20 protein-coding genes and 1 pseudogene are annotated in these 22677 nt (G+C 66.4%); 13 read left to right on the top strand and 8 right to left on the bottom strand.

Features of this window, described 5'->3' with window-relative positions:
• Positions 1-367: 367 nt before the first annotated feature.
• Positions 368-1279, top strand: coding sequence for a hypothetical protein (locus C9412_RS18460; RefSeq protein WP_107233017.1), 912 nt, complete (start codon positions 368-370; stop codon positions 1277-1279).
• 86 nt (positions 1280-1365) lie between these two features.
• Here C9412_RS18460 and C9412_RS18455 read toward each other — a convergent pair whose 3' ends face one another.
• The gene (locus tag C9412_RS18455) at positions 1366-2514 is read right to left on the bottom strand and encodes an acyl-CoA dehydrogenase family protein (protein WP_107232942.1); all 1149 of its coding nucleotides are present in this window, start codon (positions 2512-2514) and stop codon (positions 1366-1368) included.
• 153 nt (positions 2515-2667) lie between these two features.
• Here C9412_RS18455 and C9412_RS18450 point away from each other — a divergent pair, with 153 nt between their 5' ends.
• The 3 genes from C9412_RS18450 to metH are packed head-to-tail and all read left to right on the top strand — an operon-like array spanning position 2668 to position 7386.
• Positions 2668-3597, top strand: coding sequence for a metalloregulator ArsR/SmtB family transcription factor (locus C9412_RS18450; protein WP_057495390.1), 930 nt, complete (start codon positions 2668-2670; stop codon positions 3595-3597).
• Positions 3598-3610: 13 nt separating this feature from the next.
• On the top strand, positions 3611-4705 hold the full coding sequence (locus tag C9412_RS18445; RefSeq protein WP_107232941.1) for a homocysteine S-methyltransferase family protein: 1095 nt from the start codon (positions 3611-3613) through the stop codon (positions 4703-4705).
• Complete coding sequence (gene metH / locus C9412_RS18440; RefSeq protein ID WP_107232940.1) at positions 4702-7386, top strand: methionine synthase; 2685 nt, start codon at positions 4702-4704, stop codon at positions 7384-7386. Before C9412_RS18445 ends, metH begins: the two co-directional genes overlap by 4 nt.
• Before the next feature lie 21 nt (positions 7387-7407).
• On the opposite strand, the gene C9412_RS18435 is transcribed toward metH, so the two are convergent.
• From C9412_RS18435 to C9412_RS18410, 6 genes are all read right to left on the bottom strand, one after another.
• Positions 7408-9480 carry an acyltransferase family protein gene (locus tag C9412_RS18435; protein WP_107232939.1) on the bottom strand — a complete coding sequence of 691 codons (2073 nt, stop codon included), beginning with the start codon at positions 9478-9480 and terminating at the stop codon, positions 7408-7410.
• 48 nt (positions 9481-9528) lie between these two features.
• Positions 9529-10206 (bottom strand): DUF2058 family protein, encoded by a 678-nt coding sequence (locus C9412_RS18430; RefSeq protein WP_107232938.1) that lies wholly within the window; start codon positions 10204-10206, stop codon positions 9529-9531.
• 10 nt (positions 10207-10216) lie between these two features.
• Positions 10217-10456: a SlyX family protein gene (locus C9412_RS18425; RefSeq protein WP_019660397.1), complete on the bottom strand. Its 240-nt coding sequence runs from the start codon at positions 10454-10456 to the stop codon at positions 10217-10219.
• Positions 10449-11798, bottom strand: a complete 1350-nt coding sequence (locus C9412_RS18420) for a UDP-glucose/GDP-mannose dehydrogenase family protein (RefSeq protein WP_107232937.1) — start codon at positions 11796-11798, stop codon at positions 10449-10451. Before C9412_RS18420 ends, C9412_RS18425 begins: the two co-directional genes overlap by 8 nt.
• Positions 11799-11821: 23 nt before the next feature.
• Positions 11822-12799, bottom strand: a complete 978-nt coding sequence (locus C9412_RS18415; RefSeq protein WP_107232936.1) for an FKBP-type peptidyl-prolyl cis-trans isomerase — start codon at positions 12797-12799, stop codon at positions 11822-11824.
• Positions 12800-12895: 96 nt separating this feature from the next.
• Positions 12896-13480, bottom strand: coding sequence for a glutathione peroxidase (locus C9412_RS18410; protein ID WP_107232935.1), 585 nt, complete (start codon positions 13478-13480; stop codon positions 12896-12898).
• A gap of 606 nt (positions 13481-14086) precedes the next feature.
• Here C9412_RS18410 and C9412_RS18400 point away from each other — a divergent pair.
• From C9412_RS18400 to C9412_RS18370, 7 genes are all read left to right on the top strand, one after another.
• Positions 14087-14446 carry a GntR family transcriptional regulator gene (locus C9412_RS18400; protein WP_107232934.1) on the top strand — a complete coding sequence of 120 codons (360 nt, stop codon included), beginning with the start codon at positions 14087-14089 and terminating at the stop codon, positions 14444-14446.
• Positions 14446-15321 (top strand): ABC transporter ATP-binding protein, encoded by an 876-nt coding sequence (locus C9412_RS18395; RefSeq protein ID WP_107232933.1) that lies wholly within the window; start codon positions 14446-14448, stop codon positions 15319-15321. The genes C9412_RS18400 and C9412_RS18395 overlap by 1 nt, the downstream gene beginning before the upstream one ends.
• Entirely contained in the window at positions 15318-16346 is a 1029-nt protein-coding gene (locus C9412_RS18390) for an ABC-2 transporter permease (RefSeq protein ID WP_107232932.1), read from the top strand. Before C9412_RS18395 ends, C9412_RS18390 begins: the two co-directional genes overlap by 4 nt.
• Before the next feature lie 25 nt (positions 16347-16371).
• Entirely contained in the window at positions 16372-17259 is an 888-nt protein-coding gene (locus C9412_RS18385) for a DUF4097 family beta strand repeat-containing protein (RefSeq protein WP_107232931.1), read from the top strand.
• A 30-nt stretch (positions 17260-17289) separates the two neighbouring features.
• Positions 17290-17895: a hypothetical protein gene (locus C9412_RS18380; RefSeq protein WP_107232930.1), complete on the top strand. Its 606-nt coding sequence runs from the start codon at positions 17290-17292 to the stop codon at positions 17893-17895.
• A 95-nt stretch (positions 17896-17990) separates the two neighbouring features.
• A complete protein-coding gene (locus C9412_RS18375) occupies positions 17991-18593 on the top strand; it encodes a hypothetical protein (protein ID WP_107232929.1) in 603 nt (200 codons plus the stop codon).
• Positions 18594-18692: 99 nt separating this feature from the next.
• Positions 18693-19118: a hypothetical protein gene (locus C9412_RS18370; protein WP_049458788.1), complete on the top strand. Its 426-nt coding sequence runs from the start codon at positions 18693-18695 to the stop codon at positions 19116-19118.
• A gap of 110 nt (positions 19119-19228) precedes the next feature.
• Here the strand turns inward: C9412_RS18370 and C9412_RS18365 are convergent, their stop codons facing one another.
• A complete protein-coding gene (locus C9412_RS18365) occupies positions 19229-20668 on the bottom strand; it encodes a class II fumarate hydratase (protein WP_107232928.1) in 1440 nt (479 codons plus the stop codon).
• 292 nt (positions 20669-20960) lie between these two features.
• Here C9412_RS18365 and purB point away from each other — a divergent pair, with 292 nt between their 5' ends.
• Positions 20961-22328, top strand: coding sequence for an adenylosuccinate lyase (purB, locus tag C9412_RS18360; RefSeq protein WP_107232927.1), 1368 nt, complete (start codon positions 20961-20963; stop codon positions 22326-22328).
• Between the two features lie 126 nt (positions 22329-22454).
• Positions 22455-22625 (top strand): annotated as a pseudogene (locus C9412_RS18355) (adenylosuccinate lyase); the annotation flags it as partial.
• Between the last annotated feature and the right edge of the window lie 52 nt (positions 22626-22677).

Raw genomic sequence — 22677 nt, 5'->3', positions numbered from 1 at the left:
TGTTGGCGCTTCTGGATCCATGCCATCCAAGGTTGGCATCTACCAGAGCAACGGCAGGCCCGCATGCCAACCAAGCAACGGCATCCCCGGTAGCCGCCAACCTTGGTTGGCGCTCTACAGGGCAACGCCTCAGCGCAGCAGCGCCACCAGCGCGCGTCGCGATTGCCTGAACGTTGGAGCGTAATGCAGGTGCTGAACCAGGGTTCGAACGCATCCGCCTCGCGTGCTCCTGCCCAGCACCACGTCAATTGCGACAGTAAACCGCACATGGAGACAGAGGCCTCCACAATGGGATCCACGTCGCAGCATGATTGAGCCCACGCCGGTATCCAGTGCACTCCTTCAACGGATTGATCGGAGCGCTCTCATGTCACCTCTCCGGAACACGCGCCTGCTCGGCGCCTGCCTGTTCCTGTCGTCGAGCCTCGGCCTGCACGCGACCGCGCACGCCGGCGGTGTCATACCCTGCAACAACTGCGCCAATCCACGCTCGGCCGCGCTCCAGTCAGGAACGGGATTGACTGTCGTGGTTGACCTGGAGCGCAAACGGCTCAGTGGTTATGAGGTGGAGTATGACCGTGAACTACGGAAGTACCGCGCCGTTCCCGCGGCCGTCCCCGCAGAGGTCACCGCGATGTTCAATCGCATCCTCGCACTGCCACAGGCCGGCATCGGGTCAGGAACGCAGTTCGTGCCACAGTCATTCGGCCGTGGAACGGTTGTTCCGGTCCATCCTGATGACCCGCAGATGGCCAATGGCATCACCTTCCCAGCCGAGCTGAAGGGTCTCAATGCCTACGATGTGGTGCAGTCGGCCACCTACCGCACCCAACTGGAACTTGGCATGGGACGCGCCTTCAGTGGCGCCACCACGTCGCAGCCCGCATGGAATTCCCTGGCTACCACGATCTCTTCTGTTGTGCTGAGCTGGGTGAGCAAACTGTTTGGCGTGGACACCGTTACCTATGTGATTACCTGGCGCGATGGCTCGCGAACCAGGCTGGTGATCTCTCCAGACTCGGTCGACAGGGCAAAGTACGTTACGGGTGAGAGCGTTGACGCAGCAGGAAATCGGATACCGGACGGCGCGGCGTCAAACAGCGATACGGGCCAAGACTATTCGGGCACGTATCATTTCAGCAACGAGGGCGACTATCAGAGCTGGATCGATACCGCACATCTGTATGGCGTAAGAATCGAGATCAATCCCGGATCGGCCCCGACAGGTCCCATCTGCAGGTGGGATGGCCGCCAACTTCATTGCCAGGTGCCCCGTTAGCGCACTCCTGGTCCGCGTTGCGCCATCCACGTATGGCTTGCCCCAGCATTGCCGCGCCGCCGTCGCAGCGGCGCGGCCCCAGCCACTCAGCGCAGCCCGGTCTCGTTGCGTGCGATCACCAGACGCTGGATCTCCGAAGTGCCCTCGTAGATCTCGGTGATCTTGGCATCACGGAAGTAGCGCTCCAGCGGCATTTCCTTCGAATAGCCCATGCCGCCGTGGATCTGCACCGCCTGGTGGGTGATCCACATCGCCGCTTCCGAAGCGGTCAGCTTGGCGATGGCCGCTTCATTGCTGAAGCGCTTGCCCTCGCCCTTCACCCACGCCGCGCGCAGGGTCAGCAGCAGCGCCGCGTCCAGCTTGCACTTCATGTCGGCGATCTTGGCCTGGGTCATCTGGAAGGTACCGATGGCCGCGCCGAACGCCTTGCGCTCCTTCACGTACTCGATCGTGGCTTCATAGGCAGCACGGGCAATGCCGATTGCCTGCGAGGCGATGCCGATGCGACCGGCATCCAGCACGCCCATCGCGATCTTGAAGCCCTCGCCTTCCTGGCCCAGCACGTCCTCGGCCTGGGCCACGTAGTCGTTGAACTCGATCTCGCAGGTGGCTGAGGCACGGATGCCCAGCTTCGGTTCGGTCTTGCCACGGCCAAAGCCGGGCTTGTCGGTGTCGATCAGGAAGGCGGTGATGCCGCGCGCGCCCTTGTCCGGCTCGCTCATTGCAAACAGCACGATGTACCTGGCCACCGGGCCGGAGGTGATCCAGCTCTTCTTGCCGTTGATGACGAAGCTGCCATCGGCCCGCTTGACGGCGCGGCAACGCATGGCCGTAGCGTCCGAACCGGACTGCGGCTCGGTCAGCGCGAACGCACCAATGGCCTCGCCCTCGGCGATGGCACGCACGTACTTCTGCTTCTGTGCTTCGCTGCCATGGGTCAGGATGCCGTTGCAGAACAGCGAATTGTTCACCGACATGATGGTCGAATGCGCAGCATCACCGGCGGCGACCTCCACCATCGCCAGCACGTACGCAACCGGGTCCATGCCCGCGCCACCGTATTCGGTCGGCACTTCGATGCCCATCAAGCCGTTCTCGCCCAGCAGGCGGATGTTGTCCAACGGGAACTCGCCGGTGCGGTCATGGTGCTCCGCGCTGGGGGCGATCTTCTCCTGCGCGATGCGACGCGCCACGTCCTGCAGCATCAACTGCTCTTCGGTAAAGCTGAAATCCACAACACCCTCCCGGGTACATGAAGTTATGGGCCGCGTACGGCGCGCCCAGGTAGCTCGATTGTACCGGGGCGTGAATGGTTCCGTACGCCAGCGACTTGACCCTGGCAGGCCTTCTCGGCGAATATATCTCTATATCGCGATAGGTAGATATTTATGGATCTGGAAGACTGGTCGACCCGCCTGAAGGTGTTCGCCGATGCCACCCGCGTGCGCCTGCTGGCGCTGCTGGAACAGGAAGAGCTGACCGTGGCCGAGCTGTCGGCGATTACCCGGTTGGCGCAGCCGCGCGTGTCGACCCATCTGGCGCGCCTGAAGGAAGCCGGTCTGGTCCGTGACCGCCGTGCTGGCGTATCGGCCTACTACCGCTTCGACGAGGCCCAGCTGGACCCGGCGCAGCGTGCATTGTGGCACGCCTTGAGCAACGGAAGCGACGATCCGCTGCTGCGCCAGGATGCTGAACGGGTGGCCGCCGTGCTGGCCCACCGCGCCTCGGACCAGAACTGGGCCGACAGCGTGGCAGGCGACATGGAACGCCATTACTCCCCGGGCCGCACCTGGGAGGCGCTGGCCCGCACCGCGCTGCCGCTGCTGGAAACCGGCGACGTGCTCGACATCGCCTCCGGTGACGGCGTGCTGGCCGAACTGGTCGCCCCGCACGCCAAGCGCTACGTCTGCATCGACACCAGCGCGCGCGTGGTCGCCGCCGCCAGCGAGCGCCTGCGCCGCCTGCCCAACGTGGAGGTACGCGAGGGCGACATGCATGCACTGCCGTTCAAGGACCGCAGCTTCGACCTGGTGGTGCTGATGCACGCGCTGACCTATGCCAGCAAGCCGGCGCAGGCGGTGACCGAGGCCGCACGCGTACTGCGCCCGGGTGGCCGGCTGCTGCTGTGCAGCCTGGCCCGCCACGAGCACAAGGCCGCCGTCGAGGCGTATGGCCACGTCAACCTCGGCTTCAGCGACAAGGAACTGCGCAAGTTCGTCGACAAGGCCGGCCTGCAGGTGTCCAGTCTGGAGACGGTCACCCGCGAGAAGCGCCCGCCGCATTTCGAAGTGATCTCGCTGATCGCCAACAAGCCCTGAGCCCGAGTCCGCCATGTCCGCGCTGCCCTGGTTGCATCCTGATCGTGCCAACGCCCTGCTCGTCGCCCTGCGCGAGCGCATCCTGATCATCGACGGTGCCATGGGCACCATGATCCAGCGCCACGGGCTGCAGGAGCAGGATTATCGCGGCGAGCGCTTCGCCGGCGGCTACGACCACGCCCACGGGCCAGGTTGCGACCACGGTACGCCCGAGGGTCACGATCTGAAGGGCAACAACGATCTGCTGCTGCTGACCCGGCCGCAGATCGTCGCCGACATCCACACCGCCTATCTGCTGGCCGGCGCCGACCTGGTGGAAACCAACACGTTCAACGCCACTTCGGTGAGCCAGGCCGATTACCACCTGGAACACCTGGTGTATGAGCTGAACAAGGCCGGCGCGGCCATTGCACGCGCCTGCTGCGATGCGGTGGAAGCGACCACGCCGGACAAGCCGCGCTTCGTCATCGGTGTGATCGGCCCCACCAGCCGTACCGCCTCGATCAGCCCGGACGTGAACGATCCCGGCTTCCGCAACACCAGCTTCGATGAACTGCGCGATACCTACCGCGAAGCGATCGAAGGCCTGATCGACGGCGGCGCCGACACGTTGATGGTCGAGACCATCTTCGACACGCTCAACGCCAAGGCCGCGCTGTATGCGCTGGAAGAAGCCTTCGATGCACGCGGTGCGCGCCTGCCGGTGATGATCTCCGGCACCATCACCGACGCCTCCGGGCGCACCCTGTCGGGGCAGACCGCCGATGCCTTCCACGCCTCGCTGGCGCACGCGCGGCCGCTGTCGATCGGCCTGAACTGCGCGCTGGGCGCCGACGCGATGCGCCCGCATGTGGAGACCCTGGCGCGCGTGGCCGACTGCCATGTCAGCGCACACCCCAACGCCGGCCTGCCCAATGCCTTTGGCGAGTACGACGAAACGCCCGAGGAAATGGCCACCACGCTGCGCGGCTTCGCCGAGGATGGTCTGCTGAACCTGGTCGGCGGCTGCTGCGGCTCCACCCCCGAGCACATCCGCGCCATCGCCCAGGCCGTGGCCGGCCTGCCGCCCCGTCCACTGCCCGGCGCGCAGGAGCAGCAGGCCGCATGAGCACCGCCCCCTACACCCGCCTGTCAGGTCTGGAACCGCTGGTCATCACCCCGGACCTGCTGTTCGTCAATGTCGGCGAGCGCACCAACGTCACCGGCAGCGCGCAGTTCCGCAAGCTCATCAAGGAAGGCCGCTACGAGGAAGCCGTGGACGTGGCCCGCCAGCAGGTGGCCAGCGGCGCGCAGATCCTTGACGTCAACATGGATGAAGGCCTGATCGATTCGGAGGCAGCGATGACCCGCTACCTCAACCTGATCATGTCCGAGCCGGACATCGCGCGCATCCCGGTGATGGTCGACTCGTCCAAGTGGAGCGTGATCGAGGCCGGGTTGAAGTGCCTGCAGGGCAAGAGCGTGGTCAACTCGATCTCGCTGAAGGAAGGCGAGGCGCCGTTCCGCGAGCATGCACGCAAGGTACTGCGTTACGGTGCAGCTGCGGTGGTGATGGCGTTCGACGAGACCGGCCAGGCCGATACCTGCGCGCGCAAGGTGGAAATCTGCACCCGCGCCTACCGCATCCTGGTCGATGAGATCGGCTTCCCGCCGCAGGACATCATCTTCGACCCGAACATCTTCGCCGTCGCCACCGGCATCGAAGCGCACGACAACTATGCGGTGGACTTCATCGAAGCCACCCGCATCATCAAGCAGACGCTGCCGCACTGCCATGTCTCCGGCGGCGTCTCCAATGTGTCGTTCTCGTTCCGCGGCAACGAAACGGTGCGCCAGGCCATCCACTCGGTGTTCCTGTATCACGCCATCGCCGCTGGCATGGACATGGGCATCGTCAACGCCGGCGCCATGCCGATCTATGACGAGCTGGAGCCGGAGCTGCGCGAACGCGTGGAGGATGTGATCCTCAACCGCCGCAGCGATGGCACCGAGCGCCTGCTGGAGATCGCCGAGCGCTACAAGGGCAAAAAGGGCGCGGCCAAGACCGAGGATCTGGCCTGGCGTGAAAAGCCGGTGGCGCAGCGCCTGGCGCACGCGCTGGTGCACGGCCTGGACGCCTGGGTCGAGGAAGATACCGAGCTGGCCCGGCAGGCCTCCAGCCGCCCGCTGGACGTGATCGAAGGCCCGCTGATGGATGGCATGAACATCGTCGGCGACCTGTTCGGCGCCGGCAAGATGTTCCTGCCGCAGGTGGTCAAATCCGCGCGCGTGATGAAGAAGGCAGTGGCCTACCTGCTGCCGTACATCGAGGCTGAAAAGGCCCGCAGCGGCGACACCGCCAAGAGCAACGGCCGCATCATCATGGCCACGGTGAAGGGCGATGTGCACGACATCGGCAAGAACATCGTCGGCGTGGTCCTGGCCTGCAACAACTTCGAAGTGATCGACCTGGGCGTGATGGTGCCGGCGCAGAAGATCCTCGACGCCGCGCGCGAGCACCATGCCGACCTGATCGGCCTGTCCGGGCTGATCACTCCCTCGCTGGAAGAAATGAGCCACGTCGCGCGCGAAATGGAACGCCAGGGCTTCGACCTGCCGCTGCTGATCGGCGGGGCGACCACCTCGCGCGCGCACACGGCCTTGAAGATCGACCCGCACTACAAAGCGCCCACGGTGTGGGTGAAGGATGCCTCGCGTGCGGTGGGCGTGGCCCAGTCGCTGATCTCGCGCGATCTGCGCGAGGCATTCGTCGCCGCCAACGAAGCCGACTACGCCGAGATCCGCGCGCGCCATCGCAACCGTGGCGATGCCAAGCGCCTGGTCTCGCTGGAGCACGCACGCGGGCAGAAATTCCAGGGCGACTGGGCCGCTTACACGCCACCGGCACCGCGTCAGCCCGGCCTGCATGTCTTCGATGACTACCCACTGGCCGAACTGGTGGACTACATCGACTGGACCCCGTTCTTCCAGGCGTGGGAGCTGGCTGGCAAGTTTCCGGCCATCCTCACCGACGAGATCGTCGGCAGCCAGGCCAGCGAGCTGTACCGCGACGCGCGCACGATGCTCGACCGCATCGTCGGCGAGAAATGGCTGACCGCCAAGGCGGTGTTTGGCCTGTGGCCGGCCAACAGCATCGGCGACGACGTGCGCGTGCAGCATCCACAGGGCGAAACCACCCTGCACTTCCTGCGCCAGCAGGTGGACAAGCCGGCCGAGCGCCCGGACTTCTGCCTGGCCGATTTCATCGCACCTGCCGACAGCGGAAAACAGGATTGGATCGGCGCGTTCGCGGTGACCGCCGGCATCGGTATCGACGCGCACGTCGCACGCTTCGAAGCCGAGCATGACGACTACAACGCGATCCTGCTGAAGGCACTGGCTGACCGCTTCGCCGAAGCGCTGGCCGAGCGCCTGCACCAGCGCGTGCGCACGCAGTTCTGGGGCTATGACCACGCCGAGACGCTGGACAACGAGGCGCTGATCGACGAGCAGTACCGCGGCATCCGCCCGGCGCCCGGCTACCCGGCCTGCCCCGAGCACAGCGAGAAGCGCCGGCTGTTCGACCTGCTGCAGGCCGAAACCAACGCCAGCATGGAGCTGACCGAGAGCTTTGCGATGCTGCCCACCGCGGCGGTATCCGGCTACTACTTCAGCCACCCGCAGAGCCAGTACTTCGTGGTGGGCCGGCTCAGCCGTGAACAGGTCAGCGACTACGCCCGACGCAAGGGCGTGGACCGCGCGCAGGCCGAGCGCTGGCTGGCCTCCAACCTCGACTACGACCCCGAATAGAAAAAGGGGACGGGTCCGCGTTCAGCGCTGCAGCAGCACCTGCTGCAGCGAGGGCAACAGCAGGCGATTGCCCTGCGCACTGAGGTGATCGCCATCGAAGAACAGCGGCCGGCCATCACGCTGTGCCGGGCACAGGCGGTCGTCGCACAGGGCCGGCAACGGATCCCAGAGCACGCCGCCGGGCAGACCGTCGACCACCTGGCGCAGGCTGCCCAGCATCGGCGCGCGCAGCGTCTCCATCGCTTCGCGCGTGCTGTCCAGGCCATTGCGGCAGACTTCGTTGCGCGCGTTGAAGCTGTCCGAACAGCGATACGGGGGCGCCGGCAGCACCGGCTTGGGCGCCTCCAGCACGATGCGCACGCCACGCTCGGCCAGCGGCCTCCACTGCGCGATCGCCTCGGCCGCCTCAGCCTCACGCCCGGCGGCAGCTTCGGCGGTCAGCTCACCGGCCAGCTGCGCCTGCGCGTCGAACAGCACGAACTGATCGGACAGGCGCGGAACCCGCAGCGACACCAGCACCACCGCGTCACCCGGTTGCGCACGGCGTGCGATGTCGGCGAACACAGCCGCATCGAATCCGGCACAGCCCGCACCTGCACCACGCCACTTCTGCAGGCTCACCTGCGGGCATCCGCCACGGCCATACAGCGACACTTCTGCGCCGGTTTCCAGCGCCAGCCGTTGCAGCAGTTCGATGTAGGCCATCGCATGCGAATCACCGGCAACAAACACCCGCGCCGGCGCCCCCGCCGGCACCGCACGGTGGCAGTCTCCACGGGCATAGGTGCGCGCACTGCCACCTTCGAAGCGATGCTTGGCCGTCACCAGGGCACAGCCGGGATAGTCGCCGGCCACACTCTTGCCATTGGGGTACCAATCGGCCGGATGCCGGCTGACGGTACTCAACGACAGCCGTGGCGCCTGCTGGTAGAGCAGTGTCTGCAGGCCGGCAGCGAGCAGCAGCGCAACGGCGCCGGCCAGCACCCACCGCCCGGGGCGCAAGCGCTGCGCCAACGTGCCGCGGAAGGGTTGTTCCACCCAGCGCCACGACAGCCACGACAGCAGCAGCACCAGCGCGATCGCAGCGATCATCTGCACCGGTGTCTGCAGGCCCACGGTCCAGCGCATCAGCACGAACACCGGCCAGTGCCACAGATACAGTGAATACGACAGCAGGCCGACACGGCGCATCGGGGCACTGGCCAGCAGGCGCGCGATCCAGCTCTGCGGATGATGATGCAGCGACCACAACAGGCCTGCAGTGGCGAAGGCCGGCAGCAGACCATCCGGCCATGGCGAATGCCCCGCACGCGCGGACCACAGCGCCCACCCCAGCAGAGCCAGCGCCACCGCGGCCAGCAGGGAGAATACCGGCGCCATGCGCCTCAGTGCCTGCCCCGTTGTGCGCTCCAGCGACGGGCGCAGGTGCAGCCACTGGAACAGCAGCACCCCCACCCCCAGCTGCCACAGGCGCGTGCTGGTGGCATAGAACGCCCACGGCGGCACCACATCGCGCATGCCCAGCAGCGCTGCATGCAGCAGCGACGCCACACTGACCAGCCCGAACAGGCCCAGGCTGACCCAGCGCCCACGCGCACCGCGTGCCCAGGCCAGGAACAGCAGCGGGAAGATCAGATAGAACTGCTCCTCCACCCCCAACGACCAGGTATGGGTATAGGGATTGAACTCGGCCCTGGGGGCGAAATAATCGTTGCCGATCGCTGCCAGCACCCAGTTGCTGAAGCCGAACAGGGCCATCAACCCTGTCTTGTCACTGGCCTCGCTGAGCCAGGACTCGGGAATGAACAGCACGCTGGCCAGCGCGGTCAGCAACAGGCAGGTCAACAGGGCCGGCGCGATGCGGCGGATGCGGCGCGCATAGAAGCGCAGCATCGACGGCCCCAGCGAAAGCGGTGGCAACCGGTGTACCGACGCACTGACCACGAAGCCGGAGATGACGAAGAACACGTCCACACCGGTGAACCCGCCCGGCAGCCAGGCCGGGTCGAGGTGGAACACGATGACGGCCAGCACGGCAATCGCGCGCAGGCCGTCGATGTGCGGTACATAGCCGCGGCTTGGATCTGCGGTCATCCCTTCCCCCACCGCCGCGACGGCCGTGGGCCCGCAGCATTCACCCGTTTACCAGACCAGGTCGTCCGGCACCTGGTACTGCGGATCGGCGTACGGATCTTCCTCGGCCGGCGCGTTCGGATCGACCTTCAGCGCCACCGATGCGGCAAACACCGCCTCGGACTGTGCCAGCACCTCGGCGGTCACCAGCAGGTATCGGCCATTGAGCTGGACCACACCCAGTTCACCGGCATTGAGCGCGGTCAGCTGTTCGGCGGTCACGTAGATGCGCTTGATCTTGCCGCCATACGGGAAGTGGCGGGCGATGTCCGCGTCCTCGGCGTTCAGGCCCTTGTCCTTCAGCAGTTCTTCCAGCTTGGCCTTGGCCTCGCGGCGCACGCGCGCCTCTTCCTGCTTCAGGCGCTCGGTCTCGATGCGCTCTTCCTTTTCCCGTTGCGCACGGATGGCGTAGGCCTTGGCCAGATCCATCTCTTCGGCGCTGCGCGGCTTGCGCGGGCCCTGCGGGCCCTGGCCACGCGCCGGGCCACCGGGCTTGCCCGGACCGCCCTGCCCACGGCGCTCGCCAGGCTTGTGCTCGCCCCGGCCGGCGCCCTGCGGCTTTCCATTGCCATTGCCACCCTTGCCCTGCGGGCGGCCATCACGGCGGGGGGCATCGTTCTTGCGCTCGGGCTTGGGCGCCGGCTTGAAGCCCAGGCCCATCAGCTGGTCGCGGAGGGTATCGCTCATAGGATTCGGATCAGTAGTGCGGCGGCGGCGGTTCGCTCGCCGGATCGGAAGAATTCAGTGCGTTACGGACCTTGCCCAGGTCTTCCAGCAACACGCGCAGCACGTCGGCATTGCGCATGCCCTGCATGCGGGCATCGGCCAGCGCATCGCTCAGCTCGGCCAAAGCCTGTTCCTGGAAGGACACGCGCATTTCCAGTTCGACCAGGCGCGCTTCCAGCGCCTGTTCGCGTTCGGTGGGCAGATCAGACATGCAACGAGCGCCCCCGGCCAATGCCGTAGTAGGCCAGCCCGGCAGCTTCCACGTCCGCAGGCTCGTACAGGTTGCGGCCGTCGAACACCACCGCATCCTTGAGCTGCTCGCGCAGCTTCTGGAAATCCGGGCTGCGGAACTGCTTCCACTCGGTCACCACCACCAGCGCGTCGGCACCCTGCAGCGCCTCATCGGCACTGTTGCAGAACACCAGATCGTCACGATCGCCAAAGATGCGCTGCGATTCGTGCATCGCTTCCGGGTCGTAGGCACGCACCGTCGCACCGCCCTCCCACAGCTGCGCCAGCAGGCGACGGCTGGAGGCTTCGCGCATGTCGTCGGTGTTGGGCTTGAAGGCCAGGCCCCACACGGCAAAGGTCCTGCCGCGCACGCCTTCATCCTCGCCCTTGTCGTAATGACGCTGGATCAGGGCGAACAGATGGCCCTTCTGCGATTCGTTGACCGCTTCCACCGCATTCAGCAGCTTCGGTTCCAGACCGTACTGCTGCGCGGTGCGGGCCAGCGCCTGCACATCCTTGGGGAAGCACGAGCCACCGTAACCGGCGCCCGGGTAGATGAAGTGCCAACCGATGCGCGGATCCGAACCGATACCCTGGCGGACCTGCTCGACGTCGGCGCCGACACGCTCGGCGATGTTGGCGATTTCGTTCATGAACGAAATCTTGGTCGCCAGCATCGCGTTGGCCGCGTACTTGGTCAGCTCGGCCGAACGCACGTCCATTTCCACCACGCGGTCGTGGTTGCGGTTGAACGGTGCGTACAGACGGCGCATCACTGCCACCGACTCTTCGCTGGTGGCACCGATGATGATGCGATCCGGGCGCATGCAGTCGGCGACCGCGTCACCTTCCTTCAGGAATTCCGGATTGGACACCACGTCGAAGGCGATGTCCGCACCACGTGCGGCCAGCTCTTCGGCAATGGCGGCACGCACCTTGTCGGCAGTACCCACCGGCACCGTCGACTTGTTGACCACCACGGTCGGCACACTCATGTGCCGGCCGATGGTGCGGGCCACGGCCAGCACGTACTGCAGGTCGGCACTCCCGTCCTCGTCCGGCGGCGTGCCGACGGCAATGAACACCACCTGGCCATGGCTGATCGCGGCAGCCGCGTCCGTGGTGAACGCCAACCGCGAGGCCGCATGGTTGGCCTTCACCATGGGTTCCAGGCCCGGCTCGTAGATCGGGATGATGCCCTGGTTGAGGCCGTCCACCTTGGCCTGGTCGATATCGACACAGACCACCTGATGACCGACATCGGCCAGGCAGGTACCGGTCACCAGCCCTACGTAACCGGTACCAAAAATTGCAACGCGCATGTCCGTATTCGCTCCTGGATGACTTACGGCAGAACGCCCAGCAGCTCGACGTCAAAGGTCAGCGTGGCGTTCGGGCCGATCGGGCCACCCGGGGTGCCGTTCTCGCCATAGGCCAGTTCGCCCGGGATCCAGAAGCGGTACTTCGAACCCACCGGCATCAGTGCCACGCCTTCAGTCCAGCCCTTGATCACCTGGTCCAGGCCGAATTCGGCCGGCTGGCGACCGTAGGAGCTGTCGAACACGGTGCCGTTGAGCAGCTTGCCTTCGTAGTTGACGCGCACCTTGCTGCTCGGCAGCGGACGCTCGCCACTGCCCGGGCGGATCACCTGGTACTGCAGGCCCGACGCGGTGGTCACCACGCCCGGCTGCGTCTTGTTCTTGGACAGGAACGCATTGCCTTCCTCACGGTTGGTCTGCGCGGCGGCGGCGGCCTTGGCCTGCATTTCGGCCTGCTTGCTGCCCATGAAGGCCTGGATGGTGGCGGTCGCGTCAGCTTCCGTCATCTTCGGCTGGCCCTTGCTCAGACCCGTGCTGATTGCGTCAAACAATGCGGCAACGTCGATGTCGTTCTTCAGCTGTGCCAGCGACGGACCGACCGAGTAGGAACCGATCATCTGCGCGACCTTGACACGATCGACCTTCGGCGGCTGCGTGCCCGGCGCCATGCCCGGCACCTGCTGGCCGCTGCGCGCCATCACCACCTGGCGCAGCGCAGCGTCGGTGGCCTTGGCCTGTTCCTGGGTGATCTGCGGCTGCAGGCCTTCGAAGGAGCGCTCCACGGCGGTGCGCAGCGCGGCCACATCGATCTCATCGGCGATCGGGGTGAACGACTTGGCCACGTCCAGGCCGATGGCATAGCCCAGCTTCTGCTTGGGGGAATTCAAGGTTGCGGTCTCCTTGGCGGCTGCCGGAGCAGCCGGTTGTTGCGACAGAGCGACACCCGAAGTGCCCATCGCCAGAATCAGAACCGACGCCGCGGCGCCGCGCATTCCCATCTTCATTCGCTGCATTCCTGGAAGTGTCTGGGCGCCGACGTCGGCGCGAAAAGAACCATTGTCGCACGCATGCCCCCGATGTCGAGGCATCCGTGCCGGATATCAATGCTGGGCGGCGGCCAGGGCCTTGTCGATGGCCGCCGTCAACTGCGGATCATCCGGCGTCACCTTGCTGGCGAACTGGGCGATGACCTTGCCATCGCGGCCGACCAGGTACTTGTGGAAGTTCCATCCGGGCGCCACGCCGGTGGCCGCGGTCAGCCGCTGGTACAACGGCGTGGCCTGCGCACCAACCACATGCACCTTCTCGAACATCGGGAACCGGACCCCGTAGGTCAGCGTGCAGAAGTCCTGGATCTGCTTCTCGTCGCCCGGCTCCTGGCCCTTGAAGTCGTTGGACGGAAAACCGAGCACGGCGAATCCACGGCCGGCGTAGCGCTTGTGCAGGGCTTCCAGACCTTCGTACTGCGGGGTATAGCCACACTTGCTGGCGGTATTGACCACCAGCAGCACCTGCCCGTGATAACGCTGTTGCAGATTGACCTGCTGCTTGCCCGCCAGCGGGCGGTACGACAGGTCAAGCAGATCGGCGGCCAGGGCCGTGGCCGGACCGGCAACGCCGGCAACCATCAGGGCCAGCAGGGAGAGCCCACGCAGGCGGCGCAGGGAAACGGTCGGCAGAGGCATCAAGGTCAGTCCGTAGTGGCCTTTTACAGGGCCCGACCGGTACGGGCCGGGGATCGGCCGAACTATAGCACCGGGCCTGCGCTGCCCCGGCCGGCGCAGGCCGGACCGGCTTTGCGCGGCATGGCGACTTTGCCTGCGCTCGCCGCTGCACGGCTCAGGAATGACACGACATGGACAATACTGAATGCAGGGACGGTGTTGAGCCCCACCTGCATGATTTTTATTTCCGTTGAAAAACAATGGATTGAATGAATATTTCGGTCATATGACCCCCCGTGCCATCAGTTGGGTCCGGCAAGGGCTTGCACGGTGGCGTGCCGGTGTTATAGTTGCATACAACACCAGTCACCTGAGACAGGGGGAAGCCATGAACGCTCGGATTCGTCGCACTCTCACCGCACCCGCGGTCACGGCCGTTTCGACGCTGCTGGTGCTGGCCTGGCTGGCCATGCCCGCCCCCCCGGCCTCGGCCGACAGTGCGCAGGACGCGACCGTTTCACCGACAGGGACTGCCACCCCCTCCCCCCCTCCCCCGCGTCGGCTGCACAGCTCCCTGTCCATGCCGTATTTCTCGTTCGCACAGCCGCTGACCCCACGGAGCTGAACATGAGCGACATCCAGTGGAGCGACGGCGCTCCGATCTACCGTCAGTTGAAGGAGCGCGTGATCGCCATGATGCTCGACGGAATCCTCAAGCCGGGCGATGCCCTGCCCTCGGTGCGCCAGGTCGCCGCCGACTATCAACTCAACCCCATCACCGTTTCGCGCGCTTACCAGGAACTGGCCGATGAAGGCCTGGTGGAAAAGCGCCGCGGCCTGGGCATGTTCATGACCGAGCAGGCGGCCACGCAGCTGCGCAGTACCGAGCGCGACCGCTTTCTCAACGAAGAGTGGCCGGCCGTACTGGAGCGCATCCAGCGCCTGGGCCTGAGCCTCGACGAATTGCTGCCCCAGGGGAATGTCTGATGAATAGCTCCGCAAGTGAATCGGTGATCACCGCCCGAGGCCTGCGCAAGGCCTACAAGACCACGGTCGCGCTCGACAATGCCAGTTTCAGCATTCCGAGCGGGCGCATCGTCGGCCTGATCGGCCCCAACGGTGCCGGCAAGACCACCGCGTTGAAGGCCATCCTCGGCCTGACCTCGGTGGAAGGCGAGTTGAGCGTGCTCGGACGCGACCCGCGCCTGCACCGCGATGAGCTGATGAAGGACATCTGCTTCATCGCCGATGTTGCCGTGCTGCCGCGCTGGTTGAAGGTACGCGAGGCGATCGATTTCGTCGCCGGCGTGCATCCGCGCTTCGACCGCGCCCGCTGCGAGCGCTTCCTGGCCAACACCAAGCTGCAGCCCAAGCAGCGCGTGCGCGAACTGTCCAAGGGCATGATCGTGCAGCTGCACCTGGCGCTGGTGATGGCCATCGATGCCCGCATCCTGGTGCTGGACGAACCCACCCTGGGCCTGGACATCCTTTACCGCAAGGAGTTCTACCAGCGCCTGCTGGAAGACTACTTCGACGAACAGAAGACCATCATCGTCACCACCCACCAGGTGGAAGAGATCGAGCACATCCTCAGCGATGTGATGTTCATCCGCGATGGCCGCATCGTGCTGGATGCGGAAATGGACGACGTCGGCCAGCGCTACACCGAGCTGCTGGTGAACGCCGACCAGCTGGAAACAGCGCGCGCCCTGAAGCCGATCGACGAGCGCAGCCTGGCGTTCGGCAAGACCGTGATGCTGTTCGATGGCGTGCCGCGCACCCAGCTTTCCACCCTCGGTGAAACCCGCAGCCCGGGCCTGGCCGATCTGTTCGTCGCCATCATGAAGGGGACCTACGCATGAATGCCGTCAACCACCCTGTCGGCCCGATGGGCACCCTGCGCTGGCTGCTCAAGCGCGAGTACTGGGAAAACCGCGGCGGCTTCCTGTATGCCCCGCTGATCGCCGGCCTGATCTCGCTGGTGATGAGCACCGTGGGCATCGCCTTCGGCCTGTTCGCCCTGCATCGTGCCGCCCGCGATGGTGGCCTGCACATCGACGGCGAGGACGTGAACATCAATGGCCTGGACCTGGCCCTGCTGACCCGCGACATCAGCGCCAAGGACCTGACCGACCTCGGCAATGGACTGGACCTGACCCTGGTACTCAGCTCGGCCTGGCCGTTCCTGGTGCTGGCCTTCGTGGTGTTCTTCTACTGCCTCGGCGCACTGTATGACGACCGCCGCGACCGCAGCATCCTGTTCTGGAAGTCGCTGCCGCTGTCGGACAGCCAGACGGTGCTGTCCAAGGTGCTCAGCGCGCTGATCGTGGCGCCACTGATCGCCGTGGTGGCCGGCATCATCACCATGTTCGGTTTCATGCTGGTCATCAGCATCGTCGCGCTGATGCACGGCGGCAGCCCGATGACCCTGATCTGGGGCCCGGCCAGCCCGCTGACCCTGGCCGCCGGGCACCTGGCCTGGATTCCGGTCTATGCCCTGTGGGCGCTGCCGACCGCCGGCTGGCTGCTGCTGTGCTCGGCCTGGGCCAAGAGCAAGCCATTCCTGTGGGCGGTGATGCTGCCGCTGTTTGCCGGCGTCATCGTCAGCACCACCAAGGTCATGCCGCTGGTTGGCCTGAGCACCGGCTGGTTCTGGCAGAACATCGTCGGCCGCCTGCTGCTGGGTGGTGTGCCGGGCATGGACCTGCTGTACCGCCTCAGCGCCGATGACAACGCACGCCGCGACCTGGACTCGGTGGTCAGCCTGATGTCGCCGGCCTCGCAGTTGAAGTCACTGGCCATGCCGGAACTGTGGATCGGTGCGGTCGTCGGCGCACTGTTCATCTTCCTCGCCATCCGCCTGCGCAAGCGCGCCGGCGAGATCTGACCCCAACCCTCTGGAGGCACCACCCATGCGTTCCCTGCTCGCTTGTTCTGCGCTGTTGCTGTTGCCACTGTCGGCGCTGGCCGCCGATGCTCCGAACTGCAAGTTCACCGCTGCGCGCGCGTTGAAGCTGGACGTGGCCGGTGCCAAGGCGGTGGTCTTCGAAGTGAACCAGCATGACCTGAAGGTCGTCGCCAGCGCCGGCGGTGGCCAGCTGGACGGCCGGGCCTGCGCCTCCAGCCAGGAATGGCTGGACCAGCTGGTACTGGATCAGCGCCGGGTGGGCGACAAGCTGGTGGTGAGCCTGCGCCGCGAAGGCCGCACCAGCGGCATCAACCTGGGCAACAGCTACGCCTGGCTGGACATCCGTGGCAGCGTGCCGGACAACCTGCCGTTGCAGCTCAAGGTCGGCTCCGGCGATGCCAGCGTGGAGAACGCGCAGTCGCTGAGCGTGGACGTCGGTTCCGGCGATGCCATTGCCCGCGGCACCCGCGGCAGCATCCATGCGGCCGTGGGCTCGGGTGATCTCGACATCGATGGCGGCAGCTCGCTGAACCTGCTGTCGCTGGGTTCGGGCGACGTCAACGCGCGCAATATCGGCGGCGATGCCAGCACCGGTACGGTGGGCTCGGGCGACCTGAAGATCAGCGATGTGCGCGGCAATGCGCGGCTGGACACGGTGGGCTCCGGCGACATCGAGTTCAAGCGCGTGCAGGGCAATGTGGAGGTCGGGGTGGTCGGCTCCGGCGGCGTCGATCTGGATGACATCGGCGGCAGCGTGCACGTGCGCAGCCACGGCTCGGGCGATATCCGCGTGGACGGCGTGCGCGGCGCGCTGACTGTCGACCACAGCGGCAGTGGTGATGTGGAGCACCGCAACGTCAGCGGCAAGGTCACCCTGCCGCGCAACAAGTAACCACCATCCAACCGGTTCGAGGGGAATGCCATGAAGCTGTTGCGCCTGCTGCCCGCCACCCTGTTGTGCCTGCCGCTGATCGCCTGCGGCGGCCCCGCCTCCAGCCCTGACAGCTCGGTCGGCAAGAGCGTTGCCGACGCCACCAGCGGCGTCAGCCAGACGGTGAAGGAGACCATGGACGATGCCCGCCGCGACATCGCCCAGGGCAACATCAAGATCTCTGCCGACAAACAACCGCGTGCGGAAATCACACCGGACGGCCACCTGCTGATCGATGGCAAGGATGTTCCTGCCAACGATGCACAGCGCCGCCAGCTGCTGGCCTACCGGGGCCACGTGGTCGCCATCGCGATGGACGGCATGGATGTCGGCCTGGCCGGCGCCAAGCTCGGTGCCAGCGCGGCCGGCGAAGCGCTGAAGGGCATCTTCAGCGGCGACAGCGAAGGCGTGGAGAAGCGCATCAACGCCGAGGCCGCCAAGATCGAGGCGCAGGCCAAGCGCATCTGCCAGCGCCTGCCGGCCATGCTGGCCAGCCAGCAGGCCCTGGCCCGCGAACTGCCTGCGTTCAAGCCCTACGCCACGATGGACCAGAGCGACGTGGACGACTGCGGCAAGGACACCGTGGTCCTGCGCTAGACCGCTGGCGGGTCTGTGCATCCGGCCGGCAGTGACATCGCGCTGCCGGCCGGCGGCCCTACAATGACGGCCCCGGACGCCGACGAACCGAAGCCATGATCAAGCCGTTGCTGCTGCCCGCCCTGCTGTGTCTGCCACTGCTGGCCTGCGACGGCAGCGCCGACAGCGCCGGCAAGGGCCTGGGCACCCGCGCGGCCGAGATCTCCGGCGGCCTTGGCCAGAAGGTCAGGGACGCCACCGATGAAGCCCGCAGGAATCTCGTCCGGGACAACACCGCGCTCCACGCCAAGGGACAGCCGCGCGCGGAGATCACCGCCGACGGCCAGCTGTTGATCGACGGCAAGCCGATCCCCACCGATGCGGCACAGCGCCGCCAGCTGCTGGATCATCGCAGCCTGCTGATCGCCAGTGCCTCCGACCGCCTGGACGCGGATCAGACCTACGCCAATGCCGCCGACGCCACGTTGAAGGGACTCCTCGGCAGCGGTGGTGATGTCCGCAAACAGGTCGGCGGTGAGTACGACCGGCTCGAAGAGAAGCTCAAACGCATCTGTGCCCGCATGCCCGCGCTGTTGGCCAGCCAGCAGGCCCTGGCACGCGACATTCCGGCCGTCAAGGCCTACGCGACGATGACACAGAATGACGTTGCCACCTGCGGCAAGGGCGACGGCTCGCTCTCGATCCCGTTCGACGACTGAGACATTTCAGCGCACCCTGCCGGCGGCGGGCTGCCGAAGCCGGCCGTTAGGCGCCGGCCCGCTTACAATGGCAGCCCCGGACGCCCCCGAACCGACGCCATGAAGAAGCTGTTCCTGCTGCTGGCCGCCCTGCTCTGCCTGGGCCTGGCCGGCTGTGACAAGGATTACCGAAACCACCGCGCCGAGCGCGGCAAGCCCAAGATCTCCGTCAGCGAAGGCATGGTGACCGTGCGTCGCCCGCCGGCACCGAACATCATCATCCTCGGCGATGGCACGATGAAGGTGGACGAGATCCAGATTCCGCTGGATGACGGCCAGAAGCAGATGCTGCAGACGATGTTCGGCAAGCTGCAGGTGCTGCGCCAGAATACGCTGGTGGCCGCCCCGGCCGACCCGAACATGCAGCCGGTGAAGATCCAACCGCCGGAAGGCATGGAGGTGATTCCCGCGGACCTGATCCAGCGCATCCCCGAATTCAAGGATTACACCGACACCTTCGGCAACATCGTCGCCGACCGTCGCTGAAAACAGAAACGCCGCCCGAGGGCGGCGTTTCTCATTTCCGTAGCGTCGAGCGTGCTCGACTGCTGCCTGGAACCTGAGCCGAGCATGGGCTCGGCTCTACAACCGGCCGATCAACCGCCGGCGCCACCCCCACCGGCCTGGATGCCACCGGCGGTCAGCGCGGTCGGGTCCAGCAGGCGACGCAGCTCGGCCTCTTCAAGCCCGCTGTCTTCCAGCGCCACATCCAGCACCGGGCGCTGTTCCTTGTAGGCACGCTTGGCAATCGCCGCGGCCTTCTCGTAGCCGATGATCGGGTTCAACGCGGTGACCAGGATCGGGTTGCGCGCCAGCGCCTCGGCCACGCGGTCCTCGCGCACCTTCAACCCGGCGATGGCACTGTCGGCCAGCAGCGTGGACACGTTGGCCAACAGGCCGATGCCATCGAGCAGGTTCACCGCAATCAGCGGCAGGGTGACATTGAGCTGGAAGTTGCCGGTCTGCCCGGCCACGGTAATCGCGGTGTGGTGGCCGATCACCTGCGCGCAGGCCATCACCGTCGCTTCAGGGATCACCGGATTGACCTTGCCCGGCATGATCGAGCTGCCCGGCTGCAGTGCCGGCAGTTCAATCTCGCCCAGCCCGGCCAGCGGACCGGCATTCATCCAGCGCAGGTCATTGGCGATCTTGATCAGCGCCACCGCCAGCGCGTTGAGCTGGCCGGACAGTTCCACCGCGTCGTCCTGTGCGGCCAGGCCTTCGAACTTGTTCTCGGCGCTGTCGAACTTGAAACCGGTCTGCTGCTTCAGCGCCTTGGCCACCTGCGCACCAAAGCGCGGGTCGGCGTTGATGCCGGTGCCGATGGCGGTACCGCCCAGCGGCAGGCGACGCACGCGCTTGAGGCTGTCCTCGATGCGCTCCTGCGCCGAGGCCAGCTGTGCCGACCACGCACCGAACTCCTGCTCGAAGGTCAGCGGCATCGCGTCCATCAGGTGGGTGCGGCCGGTCTTGACCACCTTGCGCAGGCTGCGGCCCTTCTTGTCCAGGGTCTTGCGCAGGTGCACCAGCGCCGGCAGCAGCTGCTCGTGCGTGGCCAGCACCGCCGACACACGCAGCGCGGTGGGGATCACGTCATTGGAGCTCTGCCCCTGGTTGACGTGATCGTTGGGGTGCACGGCGGTCTTGCCGGCCTTGCCGGCCCGGTTGGCCAAGGTGGCGATGACCTCGTTGGCATTCATGTTCGACGACGTGCCCGAGCCGGTCTGGTAAACGTCGATCGGGAAATGCGCGTCCCAGTCACCGGCAGCCACTTCGGCGGCGGCGGTCTGGATGGCCTTGGCCACGGTCTTGGGCAGGTGGCCCAGTTCGGCATTGACGCCGGCGGCGGCGCCCTTGACCAGGCCCAGCGCCCGGATGAAACCGCGCGGCATGCGCTGGCCCGAGACCGGGAAATTCTGCACAGCGCGCTGGGTCTGCGCGCCCCACAGGGCATCGGCAGGCACCTGCAGCTCGCCCATGCTGTCATGTTCGATCCGGAACCCGGTGGTTCCACCCTTGCTTGCAGCTTTGCTCATTGCATCGACTCCGCACTACTTCAGTTGGGGAAAGGGAAGCGGCGGCTGGCAGGGTGTCGCTTCCCGGGCTGGCGGCTGCGCCCACGATACTCCCTTGCCTGCAGTGCGGGATGACGAGCACGGGCCAGATCGTTTCATCCGCAGGGCCGTGTTGTAGAGCCGAGCCTACGCTCGGCTGGCCCGTGGGCGCTGGATTACCCGGAGCAGCCGAGCGTGGGCTCGGCTCTACAGGGCACGCCTGCCCGGCACGTCGTAGAATATCGGCCCCGCCGCTCGCCCCAGCCCTGCCGACATGTCCGATTCCGCCCTGCTCGCCCTGTCCCCGCTCGATGGCCGTTACGCCGGCAAGGTCGACGCCCTGCGCCCGATCTTCTCCGAATATGGCCTGATCAAGGCCCGTATCGTGGTCGAGGTGGAATGGCTGCTGGCGCTGGCCGCCGAGCCGGGCATCGTCGAACTGGCGCCGTTCTCCGAGGGCGCCATCGCCCGCCTGCGTGGGCTGGCCGCCGGCTTCAGCCCGGCCCAGGCCGCGCGCGTGAAGGAGATCGAGCGCACCACCAACCATGACGTCAAGGCGGTGGAGTACTTCATCAAGGAACAGCTGAAGGACGACGCCGAGCTGGCCCCGGCGCTGGAATTCGTGCACTTCGCCTGCACCAGCGAGGACATCAACAACCTCAGCTACGGCCTGATGCTGGAACAGGCCCGCCGCGAAGTGCTGCTGCCGACCCTGGACGGCATCGCCGCCAGCCTGCGCAGCCTGGCCCACGCCCAGGCCGGCCAGCCGATGCTGTCGCGCACCCACGGCCAGACCGCTTCGCCGACCACCCTGGGCAAGGAACTGGCCAACGTGGTCGCGCGCCTGGAGCGCCAGCGCAAGCAGATCGCTGCGGTCGAGCTGACCGGCAAGATCAACGGCGCGGTCGGCAACTACAACGCGCACGTAGCCAGCTACCCGGACGTGGACTGGCCGGCCTTCGCCGAGCGCTTCGTCACCGGCCTGGGCCTGGTGTTCAACCCGTACACCACGCAGATCGAACCGCACGACAACGTCGCCGAGATCGGCGATGCCGCCCGCCGCGCCAACATCATCCTGATCGACCTGGCCCGTGACATCTGGGGCTACATCTCGCTGGGCTACTTCAAGCAGCGCCTGAAGGAAGGCGAAGTGGGCTCGTCGACCATGCCGCACAAAGTCAACCCGATCGATTTCGAGAATGCCGAAGGCAACTTCGGCATTGCCAACGCACTGTTCGAGCACTTCAGCGCGAAGCTGCCGATCAGCCGCTGGCAGCGTGACCTGACCGACTCCACCGTGCTGCGTGCACTGGGCACCGCGTTCGGCCACAGCCAGGTGGCACTGGACTCGCTGGCCAAGGGCCTGGGCAAGCTGGAAGTGAACCCGCAGCGCCTGGATGCCGATCTGGACGCGGCCTGGGAAGTGCTGGCCGAGGCCGTGCAGACGGTGATGCGCCGTCACGGCCTGCCCAACCCGTACGAGCAGCTGAAGGCGCTGACCCGCGGCCAGGGCATCACCGCCGAGTCGATGCGTGCGTTCGTGCAGGGGCTGGAGCTGCCCGCCGACGCCAAGCAGCGCCTGCTGGAGATGACCCCGGGCAGCTACACCGGCCTGGCCGAGGCGCTGGCGAAGAAGATCTAAGGGATTTCCTTTGCGGCGGCGGCCGCGGCGCTGCCTGCGGCAGGCAACAGCAACGGCAACGTCAAAGGCGGCTCTGGGTTTTTGTTGGGATTGGCGGGGCGGGTTGGATTCGCGGGGGACGCCGTGAATCCGTCCGTGGAGCTGAAGGCACTGACCCGTGGCCAGGGCATCACCGCCCAGTCGATGCGGGCGTTCGTGCAGGGGCTGGAGCTGCCCGCCGATGCCAAGCAGCGCCTGCTGGAGATGACCCCGGGCAGCTACACCGGCCTGGCCGAGGCGCTGGCGAAGAAGATCTAAGGGATTTCCTTTGCGGCGGCGGCCGCGGCGCTGCCTGCGGCAGGCAACAGCA

The sequence above is a fragment of the Stenotrophomonas sp. Nf1 genome (genome assembly GCF_003028475.1).
GTDB lineage: Bacteria > Pseudomonadota > Gammaproteobacteria > Xanthomonadales > Xanthomonadaceae > Stenotrophomonas.
This window is presented reverse-complemented; position numbering and strand designations above follow the sequence as displayed.